At 59.7% G+C, this 12,687-nt stretch carries 12 protein-coding genes and 1 pseudogene; 4 read left to right on the plus strand and 9 right to left on the minus strand.

The window, feature by feature from the left end:
- Positions 1-457 precede the first annotated feature (457 nt).
- Positions 458-1,432, minus strand: coding sequence for an ABC transporter substrate-binding protein (locus tag ACFC25_RS13255; RefSeq protein WP_376045797.1), 975 nt, complete (start codon positions 1,430-1,432; stop codon positions 458-460).
- Positions 1,433-1,733: 301 nt separating this feature from the next.
- On the opposite strand from ACFC25_RS13255, the gene ACFC25_RS13260 reads away from it, so the two are divergent.
- Positions 1,734-2,555 (plus strand): alpha/beta fold hydrolase, encoded by an 822-nt coding sequence (locus ACFC25_RS13260; protein ID WP_376045800.1) that lies wholly within the window; start codon positions 1,734-1,736, stop codon positions 2,553-2,555.
- A gap of 266 nt (positions 2,556-2,821) precedes the next feature.
- On the opposite strand, the gene ACFC25_RS13265 is transcribed toward ACFC25_RS13260, so the two are convergent.
- From ACFC25_RS13265 to ACFC25_RS13285, 5 genes are all read right to left on the minus strand, one after another.
- On the minus strand, positions 2,822-3,550 hold the full coding sequence (locus ACFC25_RS13265; RefSeq protein ID WP_376045803.1) for an alpha/beta fold hydrolase: 729 nt from the start codon (positions 3,548-3,550) through the stop codon (positions 2,822-2,824).
- A gap of 388 nt (positions 3,551-3,938) precedes the next feature.
- On the minus strand, positions 3,939-4,778 hold the full coding sequence (locus ACFC25_RS13270) for an ABC transporter ATP-binding protein (RefSeq protein WP_376045806.1): 840 nt from the start codon (positions 4,776-4,778) through the stop codon (positions 3,939-3,941).
- The gene (locus tag ACFC25_RS13275; protein ID WP_376045809.1) at positions 4,779-5,552 is read right to left on the minus strand and encodes an ABC transporter permease; all 774 of its coding nucleotides are present in this window, start codon (positions 5,550-5,552) and stop codon (positions 4,779-4,781) included.
- A complete protein-coding gene (locus ACFC25_RS13280) occupies positions 5,549-6,343 on the minus strand; it encodes an ABC transporter permease (protein ID WP_376045812.1) in 795 nt (264 codons plus the stop codon). Before ACFC25_RS13280 ends, ACFC25_RS13275 begins: the two co-directional genes overlap by 4 nt.
- A 251-nt stretch (positions 6,344-6,594) precedes the next feature.
- Positions 6,595-7,365, minus strand: a complete 771-nt coding sequence (locus tag ACFC25_RS13285) for an IclR family transcriptional regulator (protein ID WP_376045815.1) — start codon at positions 7,363-7,365, stop codon at positions 6,595-6,597.
- Positions 7,366-7,763: 398 nt separating this feature from the next.
- On the opposite strand from ACFC25_RS13285, the gene ACFC25_RS13290 reads away from it, so the two are divergent.
- Positions 7,764-8,606 (plus strand): sugar phosphate isomerase/epimerase family protein, encoded by an 843-nt coding sequence (locus tag ACFC25_RS13290; RefSeq protein ID WP_376045818.1) that lies wholly within the window; start codon positions 7,764-7,766, stop codon positions 8,604-8,606.
- A gap of 580 nt (positions 8,607-9,186) precedes the next feature.
- Here ACFC25_RS13290 and ACFC25_RS13295 read toward each other — a convergent pair.
- Positions 9,187-9,999: a sugar phosphate isomerase/epimerase family protein gene (locus ACFC25_RS13295; protein ID WP_376045820.1), complete on the minus strand. Its 813-nt coding sequence runs from the start codon at positions 9,997-9,999 to the stop codon at positions 9,187-9,189.
- 130 nt (positions 10,000-10,129) lie between these two features.
- Between ACFC25_RS13295 and ACFC25_RS13300 the strand changes: the two genes are divergently transcribed.
- Both ACFC25_RS13300 and ACFC25_RS13305 read left to right on the plus strand, forming a co-directional pair.
- Complete coding sequence (locus ACFC25_RS13300) at positions 10,130-11,002, plus strand: alpha/beta fold hydrolase (protein WP_376045822.1); 873 nt, start codon at positions 10,130-10,132, stop codon at positions 11,000-11,002.
- Positions 11,003-11,386: 384 nt separating this feature from the next.
- On the plus strand, positions 11,387-11,710 hold the full coding sequence (locus ACFC25_RS13305) for a hypothetical protein (RefSeq protein ID WP_376045824.1): 324 nt from the start codon (positions 11,387-11,389) through the stop codon (positions 11,708-11,710).
- A gap of 359 nt (positions 11,711-12,069) precedes the next feature.
- Here the strand turns inward: ACFC25_RS13305 and ACFC25_RS13310 are convergent, their stop codons facing one another.
- Complete coding sequence (locus tag ACFC25_RS13310) at positions 12,070-12,540, minus strand: TetR/AcrR family transcriptional regulator (protein WP_376046141.1); 471 nt, start codon at positions 12,538-12,540, stop codon at positions 12,070-12,072.
- Positions 12,541-12,543: 3 nt separating this feature from the next.
- Positions 12,544-12,642 (minus strand): annotated as a pseudogene (locus ACFC25_RS13315) (TetR/AcrR family transcriptional regulator); the annotation flags it as partial.
- Between the last annotated feature and the right edge of the window lie 45 nt (positions 12,643-12,687).

Here is a 12,687-nt window from a genome sequence, read left to right on the forward strand (position 1 = left end):
TACGGTCACGAATGGGAGACGGGAGACGAGGTGCGCTGGCCAAGGGGTCTGCCTTCGCGCGACTCCTGAGTCCCTTAATAGCGACCGCGAGGATCTCCAATGCCACACGGACCGCAGCCGATTCTTGCCTAGGCCATACTCTGGGGCGACTGGGCGGCCCAGGTCATTCCTTGTTTCGCGGCCGAGAACCGACCTACTGTGCCGAGCAGCGCCCCTAGTTAGCCCATCGCAGATCACAGCATCTTGGTAGGTGCCTAGTGATTATCGGTGCGGCTACACCGAGCCGTGCGGACATCTCTGTCCAACTTATGCGCCTACTGCGTGGACACCAGGAGCACCCCCTGAGTCCGTTATCGAATAGAATGGCCTGACCGAACACACCTGCGCTGCCGGTTACGGCAGCGACAGTTGCACTCGACCGTGCTAGTTATCCAAGGTACGGACTTATAAAGTCACCTCACCTCACAAGTGCGCCCAAGTCCACCGGTTTCTTGACGAACCCGTCCTGAAGCGCCAGATCTGCCATGGTCTGTGCAGACTCAAGGTTGACATCTTCAGGGTAGACGGGGAGCACGACCTTCTTGATCAGCTCCGGATCCATATCCGAAAAGGTGGGGATGATTGCACGCACCTCATCAGGATGTTCCTGAGCATATGTCTGCGACTTCTTCATAGCCGCCACGAACTTTTCCACCACCTTCGGGTCGGTGGTCTCAGTGGTGAAATACTCGCCCACCACGGTGTTGGAACCGACGTCAAGAAAGTTCCACGACAACACCCGGTTGCCCGCGCCTTCCTCCAGGGTGACGAATGGCTCCACCGAGAAGCCCGCGTCGATTTTCCCGCTCGTTATAGCCGGCACCATATCGGGATAAGTGAGCTCCACGAAATTCACCTTGGCGGGATCACCGCCGGCCTTTCGTACTGATTGGCGGACGGTAAGCTCGCCGTTCGCGCCCAGGGTATTCAACGCAACTGTCTTGCCCTCGAGGTCTTTCGCAGTCTGCATCGGGCTGTTTCCCGCAACGAGAATCGCGGAGAAGTCGGGAGTAGCGTTGGTTGACTGGCTTCCGGCTTGCACGATCTGGAGGGGAAGGCCTTTATCGCGGGCGACCATCAGCGACACAATGTTGCTGAACCCGAATTGGTACTGGCCGGTGACAACCGCAGGGATCAGGGCGGCGCCACCTTGAGCGATTTCGAAGGTTACGTTCAGTCCTTCCTCAGCGAAAAAGCCCTTCTCCTTCCCAAGATAGATGGGAGCGACATCGAGGCTGGTCAGGACACCGACCTTTATGTCCTGAACGCCGGCCCCGGCATTCCCTGCACCGGAACTTGACCCGGAGCAGCCGCCCAAGGCCCCGACAGTTAGTAATGCAGCAACGGCTAATGCGACACTTCGAGCACGGCGGTGGATCTGTGAAAGCTTCATTGCTTCTCCAATTCTTAAGTCGGGCAGCTTAGCACGACAGGTCCTACAAGCTACTCATGTGGAGACCCGAAAACATGCAGACATTCCACTGAGCGAGATGAAGTTGAGTCCCCTAGGGAGCCCATTTTTTGCGCTTTCCCGCTCCAACAGGATCTCACCCAGCGAAAGACTGGCAGCGAACGGGCGGTAATCGTCCTACCCTCGACTCGACCGCAACGAACGATTCGTCTCCGGTCAATCTGGTCGAGGAGGACAGATTCGAATGAACGTAGACCCCCACTATTCTAGTTTTCAACACCACATGACCGACGTCGGAGGCGGAGTGCAACTGCATTCCGTGGTCGGCGGCACTGGTAGCCCGGTATTCCTGCTTCATGGATTTCCGCAAACATGGCGGGAGTGGCGGCATATTATGACGCCCCTGGCGCAGCAGCACACGGTCGTCGCGGTTGACCTTAAGGGGGCGGGCCAGTCGGACAAGCCCGTCGGCGGCTACGACAAGGTGTCGATGGCTGGTGAGCTTGATGTCCTCCGTCAGAAGCTTGGTTTCGGTCGTGTCTCCGTTGTGGGCCATGACATTGGAGGCATGGTTGCTTTCGCCTGGGCAGCAGCTTTCCCTGATTCGGTTGAGCGGTTGGCAATCGTAGATGTTCCGATTCCGGGGGTGAGCTTCTGGGATAACGCCCTGGTTGATCCGTTGCTGTGGCACTTTGCATTCCATATGAAAAGGGACCTGCCTGAGCTCCTCATTTATGGACGGGAGTTCCAGTACATCGAGAGCCTGATCAGAGAACGGATTTACAATCAGGACGGTCTAACGACCGAAGATATCGCCCTGTTCGCGCAGGCTATGGCCCAACCAGGAAGCACCCGGGGAATGCTCGAGTGGTACAGAGCCTTTCCGCAGGACGCAACCGACAACCGCGCCTTCGCTCGAAACCCACTACGGATGCCGGTTCTCGCGGTCGGTGGAGATAAGAGGTGGGGATCCAAAATGGTGAGCATGCTGGAAGAATTCTGTTTAGACGTCTCGGGAGGCTCGATCGAAAACTGCGGGCATTGGGTTGCCGAAGAGCGTCCCACGGAATTCCTGGACCTGCTCGAGCCATTTCTCGCGCGATGATGTAATCAAGGGGGCCGGGCCGCCGCTTGAGGTGCTCCCCGAATGTTGGACTGAGAATGCAGTTCTAACTTTCGGGGAGCACTTTCATGTATGAGGGCAGTTTACTATCGGAGGGACAACGCCAGGTGATCTCAACAGCACTGAAGGGCCTGAGCACGATGCAATACCGTGCCCAGGCCCTCGCGGCTTAGAATCCTATTTGGCCACTCCACCTTTTGTTGAACAGTACAACTTGACGATCCGGCCCCCTTAGTTCGAGCTGCTGGTCAGTCCCGGCCCGCTTCGACGATCTTGCCGGCCAGTCCGACCGGATTCGAGAACAAGAGCTCGTGGCTACCGGGCATCTGCACGAGCCGGTAATTTCCCAGACGCGACGAATGGCGTGGGTGCCAAGAGTCCTCGCCCGGCGGTATAGCGATGTCTTCGGTCCCGACGAGGTAGCTCCTCGGGGTCGTTAGCTGATAAAAGCGTGTCAGGTCGAGGAGGTCTTTGAAGGGCTGGTACGGCTCAGGTGACAAGGTCTTGAATGATGCCTGGGCCGCCTCGAGATCCGCATCCCCGATGAATGACTCGCGCCAGAGATCGAAGCTCACCACGTCCACCGTGTGATCGGCCGACTCGCTCGCCATCTGATCGAACCTCGTACGGTAGTGAGGCGGAAGCTCATCTCTTAGCGATGTACCCGCGGGCAGAACGAAGGCACTCCAGAACACGAGGCGGCGGATGCGATCGGGAATTTCTTCAGCAACCCGGGCGATGACTGTTCCGCCAAAGCTGTGACCGACCAGCACGAAGTCGTTCAAGTCGTGCTCAGTGATGTAGTTAATGATTGACCAAACACAGTCGTCGTGGTTGACGTTCTTATCTGCCCCAGCGCCGTGTCCGGCGAGCGTGGGCCCGAAGGCGGAGTGGCCTGCCGCTTCGAGCGCCTCAATAACCGGCTGCCACGCAGAACCGTCGTGCCAGGACCCGTGGACGAGAACGAATGTCGTCATGCTACCCCTTCAAGTCTGTATAAAGAACTGCACTAAAACTCGTATTCGGCTGAGCGAGGTTGACGTTGGGTCGCCAATGTCCCGATGCGCGCTCCGGGCGATCCGGACCGCGCTGCATCCACACTCGACAATGCACCAAGCTTGCGGCTACTCCCCTTTTGGGGGGTCGGCGGGGAAACATGCGCATCCGGGTAAAGAGAAGCACTGCGGACCCCGTGCCAAATTGGCCATGGGGCCCCGGCCGGTTCCTACTGGCAGCACTCAGTAACGGTATGCGGCGCGAACGGAAGCGATATGCCTTATAAATGGGCCGCTGTGCACCTGTACCCTGAGCGACTCTCCGGAACGCGGTCCCCGAGGCGCCATTCGACACACGCTGTCAGCCTCACTACACGACCGCCCTTTCAGGATTCGCCCCCGGTGTCTTTTGAGGCTGGTCCTGCGCGTGCGCCTTGGCGCGTTGAATGAGCGAATACACGTGCGTGCGCAGCTCTGCGAAGCGGGCTGTCGAGCGTGTCTCAAGCTGACTGCGGCTCTCAGGGAGGTCGATATGGACGTCCTCCATGACAACAGTAGGCCGCCCCGAGAGTACAAGAACGCGCTCGGCGAGGTAGACCGACTCATCGATGTCGTGGGTGATGAAGAGAATCGTCATGTTGAGCCGGCGCCAGAGCGTACGCACGAGGTCTTCCAGGTCGGCGCGGGTCTGGGCATCGACCGCTGCGAACGGCTCGTCCATCAGCAGCACGTGGGGTTCGGAGGCAACTGCGCGGGCGATCGCGACTCGCTGCTGCATTCCACCCGACAACTGCCACGGGTAGGAGTCCGGCACGTCCGCGAGACTTACCGCAGCGAGAGCGTCGTCGACCCGCTGCGTACGCTCAGCACGCGGGATGCGGCGCTCTTTCAGCGGCTGCTCGACGTTCTGCCGAACCGTCATCCACGGGAACAGGCTCCGGCCGTACTCCTGAAACACCACCGCCATCCCGGGCGGCGGCCCCGTCACGGGCGCGCCCTCAAGCACCACGCTCCCTGCCGTGGGTCGTAGCAGCCCGGCGATGCACTTCAGCAGCGTCGTCTTACCAGCGCCGGAGGGTCCCACGATGCAAACGAGTTCTCCCTTACCAATAGTGAAGGTCAGATCGCGGATCGCTTCCAGCTGTTTCGGACCGGAACCGTAGATCTTGTTCAGCGCCCGTACATCGAGCATGGTTGAATTCATAGTCATCTATCTTCCTCGTTCGGATTGGCGCAGGCCGAGGTACCAAGCCAAGGCCTGGCGCTCGAACAGCTTGAAAAGCAGGGAGAGGATCACGCCGAAAAGACCCAGCACGATGATGCCTGTCCACATCTGCGGAATTGCGAATCCTCGTTGGAACTGCACCACGGTGAAGCCCAGACCGTTCGAAGAGGCGAACATTTCGCTGATCACGACCAGTATGATTCCGATCGATAGCGACTGTCGCATCCCGGCGATGATCTGAGGACTGGCGGAGGGCAGGATGACGCGCATGAGCACCGAGCCGCGACGGTAACCGTAGCAGCGTGCGGTGTCGAGAACGACCTCGTCGACTGCTCGCACACCCGCGACCGTATTCAGCAGGATTGGCCACAGACACCCGAGGGCAATGACCAGGATCTTCATGCCGTCACCGATTCCGGCAATCAGGATCAGCGCAGGAATCAGCACCGGGGCCGGCAAAGCCCTGAAGAACTCCAACACGGGGTTAAGGGTGGCGTACAGCGACGGCAATCGACCGAGGGCTGTTCCACCCAAAACCCCGACAAACACGACAAGACCGTATCCAAGAACTAGTCGTATGAGGCTTGGCAGCACGTCCTCAACTAATCTGTCTGGACCCCAGGTCGCCGGGAACACCTCAAGGATGCTGCTGAGCGGCGGGAAGTAGGGGTTCGTGCTCCCGGCCGAGAAGACCCACCAGATTGCCACCAACAAAGCCGGCAACGCGATGGCGGGAAGGACTCTCGTGAAGACTTTCATTTGGATACCTCTGATCTGATGGAGGTGTGCCAGGCGAGCACGCGCCGCTCGATCACTCGGGCCCCGATATTTACCAGCACGCCAAATAATCCTGCTACGAGGGTGAGCGCGTACATCTTGGCGACGGCGCCGCTCGACTGGGCGGTGGCAATCGCGCTACCTAGTCCCGGGTTTCCAATGATCAGCTCCGCGGTGAGCGTGAGCACCAGCGCGATGGATGCAGACAGCCGCACGCCTGTCATCACATAAGGCAGTGCCGAAGGCCAGACGAGGTTGGCGAGCACCGAACCACGCCGGAAGCGATAGGAGCGTGCAGTCTCGGCCGCAACCGGGTCGACATCTCTAATGCCGTAGAGCACTTGTAGGAGGATCGGCCACAGGGAGGCATAGACCACGAGCACGAGGGTTGAGCCGATCGACGTGCCGTAAAGCAGCACGACGATGGGGATCAATGCGACTGATGGAATGGGACGTAAGAACTCAATGGTGGTTGCCGTGAAGTCCTGCAGCACCGGCACCAACCCGAGTAGGAAGCCCAGCACGATGCCGATCGTCAGGGCGATACCGAGGCCTAGTCCCCATGCCTGCACTGTCGATCCGAAAGCCGACCAGAAGCTGGAGTCCGAGAGCTGTTGCCCAAGGGTAGCCGCGACGGTGGTAAACGGGGGCAGATAGGCGGGTGAGACTATACCGCTGAGCGGTACGAGCTGCAGTACAACAATGAACGCCGCGACGCCGACAAGTCCCTGCACCGATCGGGGAAGGCGGGAGTAGGAGTATTCCCTAGTCATGGTTTGGCCCGTTACCGCTGACAGACTTCGCTGCGATTTCGTCCTGCACGGGTAGCCTTTCGGCCATTCGCGCCAGGCCGCCGGCAGTGTATGAAAGCTTCATTGCTTCTCCAGTTTTCGGGGTCGAAGAGTTTGTTCGACCGCGTGAGGCCGGTAAGTCCGGTCATTGATACGACTTTACGAACTCAACCCCCGCCGCGCTGCTAATCTTCCACCGGGCGAAAATGAGCCACAGGTACGGCGCGTTCAGATCATTCGTCATGTCGTAGGCGCGCGCCGCTTCGCCGCCCGATGCTGATGGCCGCTGTACGTACTGCAGGCGCCAGGGCGTTCAGGTTCACCGATGCTCGGGCCACGATGGACAATGCGGCGATCAGCGAGCCATCTGCAGCGAGGATGGGAGAGGCGACTGCGCTGACCCCCACGGTCATTTCCTCCCTTGAGAAGGCAACGTGCTCGGTTCGAACCTTTTGAATGACCTCCGCAATCGCAGCGCGACTTGTAATCGTGAACGGCGTCAATGAAGGAAGGCTCTGGCTTAGGACATGGCTAAGCAGCTCCGGCTCAGAAAATGCCAGCACCACCTTTCCTACTCCGGTCGCATGCATTGGCAAATCACCACCGATCTGACTGGCGGTTCCGATCGAACGCCGTCCCGAGATTGCCTCAACATAAACAACACGGTCGCCTCCTCGAACAGCGAGCTGCACATTCTCATGCGTGGCCTCGTATAGGTCTTGCATAAAAGGAAGCGCGATAGTGCGCAAACTTTGCGGGGCGGGAGCGAGTGAACCCACCTCCCACAAGCGCATTCCGATGCGGTATCGCCCGGTCTCGGTGCGTTCCAGCGCCCCCCACTCGAGGAGCTCGGCGGCGAGCCGATGGGCAGTGGGCACGGGCAACCCGCTGTTCTCTGATAGCTGGGCGAGGTTGAGCGATCTGGACGCCGGCGAGAAGGCCCCAAGAATAGCCAATACTCGACTGGCCGTCGTGCGACCCGCTTCCGCTGCATTCCCGCTCATGTCTCCCCACCAGTCATAATTGCCCCTCTTGTTCAGGTTGGCAGTCTTACGTCGATGGCGCCGTGATCCGTCTTGCTGGGCGAAAAGGTAACCGCCATGCTACTCCGGAATTCTTCAGTTGGCCCGCTATCGCCGGTCCCCTTCCTATTTTTGGCATTGATGATGCAATGCGGGGCCACTGAGCGGCGGAAGTAGTTGTGGCGGCAGTGATCGTGATGTCTTGGTTCAAAAGCGATCATTTCGCCAACCACTCGCTCCTCCGGCCCCGGCGACCATGACATGGCCTCGATGTTGGTGACTTCTGTCGCTCCCCGGCAAGCTGAGGAAGGCTGTAAGAACTTTCCGCTGAGCGATATGTTGTTGCGGCGAGGGCACCCATAAGCCGGGATAGTGGTGGTATGACTACACACCCACCCTTCTCAACTATTACCCTCGGAGCAATCACTTTCCGCGATAGAAACCTTCCGTCGGTCCTCTCGGCGGCGCGCAATGCCGGATTCGAATCGGTTGGAATCACGGTGGGGCAGTGCATTGCAGCCCTGGAACGTGGGATCGCTTTCGAGGAAATTGCCGCGGCAATCCGCGACGCCGGGCTGCGCGTCGGTGAGCTCGAGCTCATCCGGCTAGGCGATGGGGGCCCAGCCCGACACGCGAACGCGTTAGTCGTAGAGTTGGCATCAATCCTGCAACCTGATCGCGTGCATGTGGCGGCCTGGGGTGCCGAGGCCGCAGCCGTGGGTGACGAGTTCGCATCGGTCTGCGCACAACTAGCGCCGCTGCCCGTTGCCTACGAGTTCATGCCCTACAACTCGATACCGAGTTTCACCAGGGCGCTGGAACTCGTGGAATCCACTGCTGCCCCGAACGCGAAAATTGTGCTCGATATCCTGCATTTCTTTCGCTCGGGATCCGCCTTCGAAGAGTTAACAGCCGATGCACTCTCGCACGTCGCCGTGGTGCAACTTTCCGACGTCATCCAGCGGGAAGTCACGCCTTCCCTCGTGGAAGAAGCCCGGCACCGTCGGACCTATCCCGGCGCGGGCGACCTGAACTCGCTTGGATTCCTCCAGGCCATAGCAGTTGCGGCGGAGGAGCCAGTGCCGCTCTCTATCGAGCCAATCTCCGACGCGCTCGAACTGCTGCCGCTCATGCTGGTGGCTGAGGAGGCTATGTTAAGCACGCAGCGGCTGCTGAAGCGGGCGCTGAAAGAGTTTGAGGCGACTGCAGATCAGGTGAGCTAGATGCACTAGCCCCGTTGGTTGGCGACCTGTTTGGAGAGTGAGTGCATTTGTCCGCACTCGTCCGTGGATCCGCTGCCGTCTGCCGTTGGAGATCCGCGAAGCTATTTCATGTCCACGCAATGCATATTCGTACTGGCGACAGTCCCGCTTATCCAGTGACCGGATCGTTGAACGGCACAGTGGTGTCCAGGATGGGGTGGACCCCGGGGATACTAGATGAAGCTGGTATGCCATTTGGGGCACGCACCCCGCTTCACCCGCCGCCGCAAAACAAACGGCTCGGTACCTTCCGTTCCCGCATGCAGTCTTCCAAGCAGCGACACCAAGCCCGGGAGCGGCGTGATCAGCGCGCGGCGATAGGGATAGAAACATCGCACTTTCAGCGGCACGGAGCAAAGGCCAGCCGTCGACCTATGCAGAGGGTAGGCTGCAGACGCCACGTACGAGCCAAACGCCGTGCTGTCGAGCACGAGGACCTCCTGGTTGGTGTTCGCTCTTGACCAGGACCCCGCAGCACCCGGAGGTCCTCTTATTGCGTCAATTCAAAACCCGTGTCACCAACCAACCCGGGACAGTACATCTAGTCGTCTTCCGGCCAGTCGGCAGCCCGCAATGCTTCCACGGTGGCCTTGTGGAGCGCCGGCACAGCCAGTTCGGGATCGCTGCGAAAGAGTTCATCTGACCACACTTCCGTTGAGAGTCGCCCGCTGAAGCCCAGCCCTCGCAATTTCCGCAGGATCTCGATCGAGATTTGCCCTGGCAGGAGACGGCGGTGCCTTGCCTCCTCGCGAAGATCGTCGCTGGGAATGTCTGCGGCATCGCAGAGTTGAATGGCGTATAGACGTTCGGCTGGAATTGTCTCTAGCGTGCTCTGCCACCCGGTGGTGCGCGCGAAGTGCCAGGCGTCGAGCACGAGGCCGCAGTTCTCTCGGTCTACTTCGTGAACAAGCCTCCACGCGTCGCTGAGGCTTGGGAGCAGGCTGAACGGAAGGAATTCGATTCCGACCCTGGCACCCAGCTGGGCTGCTGAATCACATAGGGACTGGGCCGCAGTGACTAGCGCGGACGATGACGAAGCTGGGTGAAACTGCACAGCAGTGATCTGGCGGCAGTTCAATTTGCGCACTATGTGCAGCACCAGCTCGGTGTCTTTTGCCGACGACCCCTCCCCCGTTAGCCAGTCCCAAGGTCCCTCGACCTCGTCCAGGTGAATTCCTGCTTCGCTCAGGAGGGTTCGCATCTGATCATCCGTGAACCCGTCCTCCCGCGCCCTGCGGTACTGCGCTATTGAGAGTCCGATGGACGAGAATCCTGCGTTTTGGGCTAGCCGCACGCGGGTATCAAACCGCACGTCGGGGAGGTTCATTGCGCAAAGGGTGAGGGAATAAGCCATGCCCTCACGATAGAAAAGTTGAGGCTATGCAAGCGATTTATTTTCGCCCGGCAATATTGTTCGACGTGGGACAGCTGCACTAAGGGTAATTTCGTGACGATAAACCTTCCCACGCGACAGGAGCTATGAGATGCACGTGTTCGAATCGGGAGGTACGCGTCTGGTGGCGACGGTTTCCGGAGAGGCCTCCAGCCCTTTGCCTCCTGTCCTGCTGATCGCTGGCTGGCCGCAGAGCCGCCTCGCATGGCGGCGTGTCATACCGCCGCTGGTGAACGCAGGGAGACTTGTTTACGCTCTCGACCCCCGCGGTTTCGGTGACAGCTCTACCCCTTCTTCTGGTTATGACCTCTCGACCGTGGCTGGGGAGATCGCAGAGTTCATAGACTCTCTCGGCCTAACCAACCGCGTCGAATTGGTAGGCCATGATGTGGGGAGCTGGATCAGCCATGCGGTTGCCGTTCTTACCCCCGATCGCATTCGGAGTCTTGCACTTATTGACGCGGCCATCCCTGGCGTGATGGCAGAACCTAACGGTTACCCCAACGACGCGACTAACATCCGCGCCTGGCACTTCGGACTCAATCGCTTGCCCGAACTGCCGGAGATATTGATGAGCGGCCACGAGCGGGAGTACCTTGAATGGTCCTTTCGGCACAAGTCGACGGTGCCGGGCTCAATCGAGCCGGAAGCGCTCGACGAATACGTCAGGCTTTTCAGCGACCCGGCCCGCAAACACGCCGGCTTCGAGTACTACCGCGAGGTATTTAGCGATACCGGTCGAGTGGAGGCTTTGCGGCGTGGGTCCTTACCAATCACCGTCCCGATGTTGACTGTGGGGGCCGCCCACAGCGTTGGCAGCCTCATGTACGACACCTTCACCTCATTGGCCGCCGATCTTGAGGGAATTGTGCTTGATTGCGGGCACTACGTACCGGAGGAACGGCCGCGCGAACTGGTAGAGGCGCTGCTCAGCTTCTGGAGCCGGGAGACCAAGGAACGCTAGTCGCTGTTGCCCTTCACCACCGCCGGGGCCCCAGCAGCGACGGCTGCGGTTTCCGCGGGGTAACCAGAGCTCAGAAATCCGAGCACTGCCGTCGCCCCCGGAGTACAGGTGGACCGCCGCCGGCATCAACCGGGCCGGGCCCGTACTGTCCGGGGAGCGGGATAGAACTGTTCGTCAGATTAGGGCAGGCCCTAATCTGACACCCTCGGCCGGCCCTTGAATTCCTTGCAGGGCAGGCCCCTGGACTCAACCTCATATGCAGTCGGGTGGAAGCTTCCGCTCTACCAGACGAGAAGACTGCAAGCCGGTCGTATGATCCGGTCTACAACCACATAAGCCGGCAGGTCGACTATTCACACCGATCGACCTAGCAAAGGAGGACTTGTGTCCTACAAGTTGCATAAACCGGAAGCCAGCGATGTCTTCTCGCTCATGGGCGGCGGAGTGCTCCCAAGCCCGGCGCTTCTTTCCCTTGAAGTCATCGCTCTGGAGGATCCCCGAAGCAGAGACGAGAAGCTTAACCGTGCCATCAGCAAGCTCATACCCGCCGCTCTTGAACGCGGGCAGGGAATCCTTGTTATACAACGCGATGACGGCAAGTACACCGTACTTGTCGACCACGAAGTGCCATGCGGCACAACTCAGAAAGCGGCGAGATCGCGGCCCACGCGAACGTTCAATCCCTCGCAACGTATTTCGTTCCAGTGACTAGGGGAATGGAAGTTCTGGGATGCGCAGGCGCAAGCCGCGAGACCCTGCAGGCAGTAGCCACCACCTCTATGCAGGCAATTCCACTCACGAACACTCGGACCGATGGGAGTTCTTAATCTCCTAGTACAAAGGGACCAGCGATCGCGGGGCATGGGTGGTGAAGGTCCCATCCTTTCCGTTCTTCGGCGTAAATGGTGGCGGCGATTACGGGCTAGGTAGTTCCTCTGTGCAGGGGCGGTATCTGCGTGCGGCTAGTTACGGCGATTGCCGCGCCGTAGCTACGCCTCGCGGAGACCGCGTCTGGAGACGTGCCGCTTTCCACCCCTCGTACCTGGGTGGCGGGTTGGGGGCTCGTTCTACAGTTTGGTTTTCAGGTGGCTGCGGTATGTCAGCAAGCCCTCAATGCCGCGGACAAATGTCTCGCGGATCGGTGCCGGATCCGTCAGGCAGCCGGCGCTCATGGCCCCGTCTCTTAGCATGATGAAGTGTCGGGCGGCCGGTTCCGGGTCGGTCTTGCCGGTGTGGGTGAAGAGTTCGGTCATCGTTTTCAGGAACCATTGCCGGTGTTCAAGGACGGCTTGGTGGATGGGGTGCGTGGGGTCAGGGTATTCGGCTGCGGCATTGAGGAATGCGCAGCCCCGGAAGCCGGGTCGCTGAATATCGTCCGCAATGGACCGACTGATGGCCCGAATTGCATCGTCAGGGTTTAGGTCCTGACTGCACACCGCGCTGATGCGGGTTCGGATGGCCTCGTCGGCCTGCCGTAGATAGGCAACGATGAGGTCGTCCTTGCCCGGAAAATGCTTGTACAGCGTGGCGCGAGTCACCTGTGCCTCCGTGATGACCCTATCTACGCCCACTGCATGAATACCCTCGCTGTAAAAGAGCCGAGAAGCCGTAGTCAGCAATCGGGATCGGGCCTCGGACATCTTGTTACCTCCATTTCAACCCATGAAAACTAGATTCAAACTTAG

The organism is Pseudarthrobacter sp. NPDC055928 (genome assembly GCF_042270935.1).
Classification (GTDB): Bacteria; Actinomycetota; Actinomycetes; order Actinomycetales; family Micrococcaceae; genus Arthrobacter.

What these genes read in the sequence shown, in the direction of transcription:
- ACFC25_RS13260 (WP_376045800.1), top strand. Translation starts at nt 1,734, where the DNA reads ATGACCGACGTCGGAGGCGGAGTGCAACTGCATTCCGTGGTCGGCGGC.
- ACFC25_RS13290 (WP_376045818.1), top strand. Translation starts at nt 7,764, where the DNA reads ATGACTACACACCCACCCTTCTCAACTATTACCCTCGGAGCAATCACT.
- ACFC25_RS13270 (WP_376045806.1), bottom strand. Translation starts at nt 4,778, where the DNA reads ATGACTATGAATTCAACCATGCTCGATGTACGGGCGCTGAACAAGATC.
- ACFC25_RS13285 (WP_376045815.1), bottom strand. Translation starts at nt 7,365, where the DNA reads ATGAGCGGGAATGCAGCGGAAGCGGGTCGCACGACGGCCAGTCGAGTA.
- ACFC25_RS13265 (WP_376045803.1), bottom strand. Translation starts at nt 3,550, where the DNA reads ATGACGACATTCGTTCTCGTCCACGGGTCCTGGCACGACGGTTCTGCG.
- ACFC25_RS13300 (WP_376045822.1), top strand. Translation starts at nt 10,130, where the DNA reads ATGCACGTGTTCGAATCGGGAGGTACGCGTCTGGTGGCGACGGTTTCC.
- ACFC25_RS13275 (WP_376045809.1), bottom strand. Translation starts at nt 5,552, where the DNA reads ATGAAAGTCTTCACGAGAGTCCTTCCCGCCATCGCGTTGCCGGCTTTG.
- ACFC25_RS13255 (WP_376045797.1), bottom strand. Translation starts at nt 1,432, where the DNA reads ATGAAGCTTTCACAGATCCACCGCCGTGCTCGAAGTGTCGCATTAGCC.
- ACFC25_RS13280 (WP_376045812.1), bottom strand. Translation starts at nt 6,343, where the DNA reads ATGACTAGGGAATACTCCTACTCCCGCCTTCCCCGATCGGTGCAGGGA.
- ACFC25_RS13295 (WP_376045820.1), bottom strand. Translation starts at nt 9,999, where the DNA reads ATGGCTTATTCCCTCACCCTTTGCGCAATGAACCTCCCCGACGTGCGG.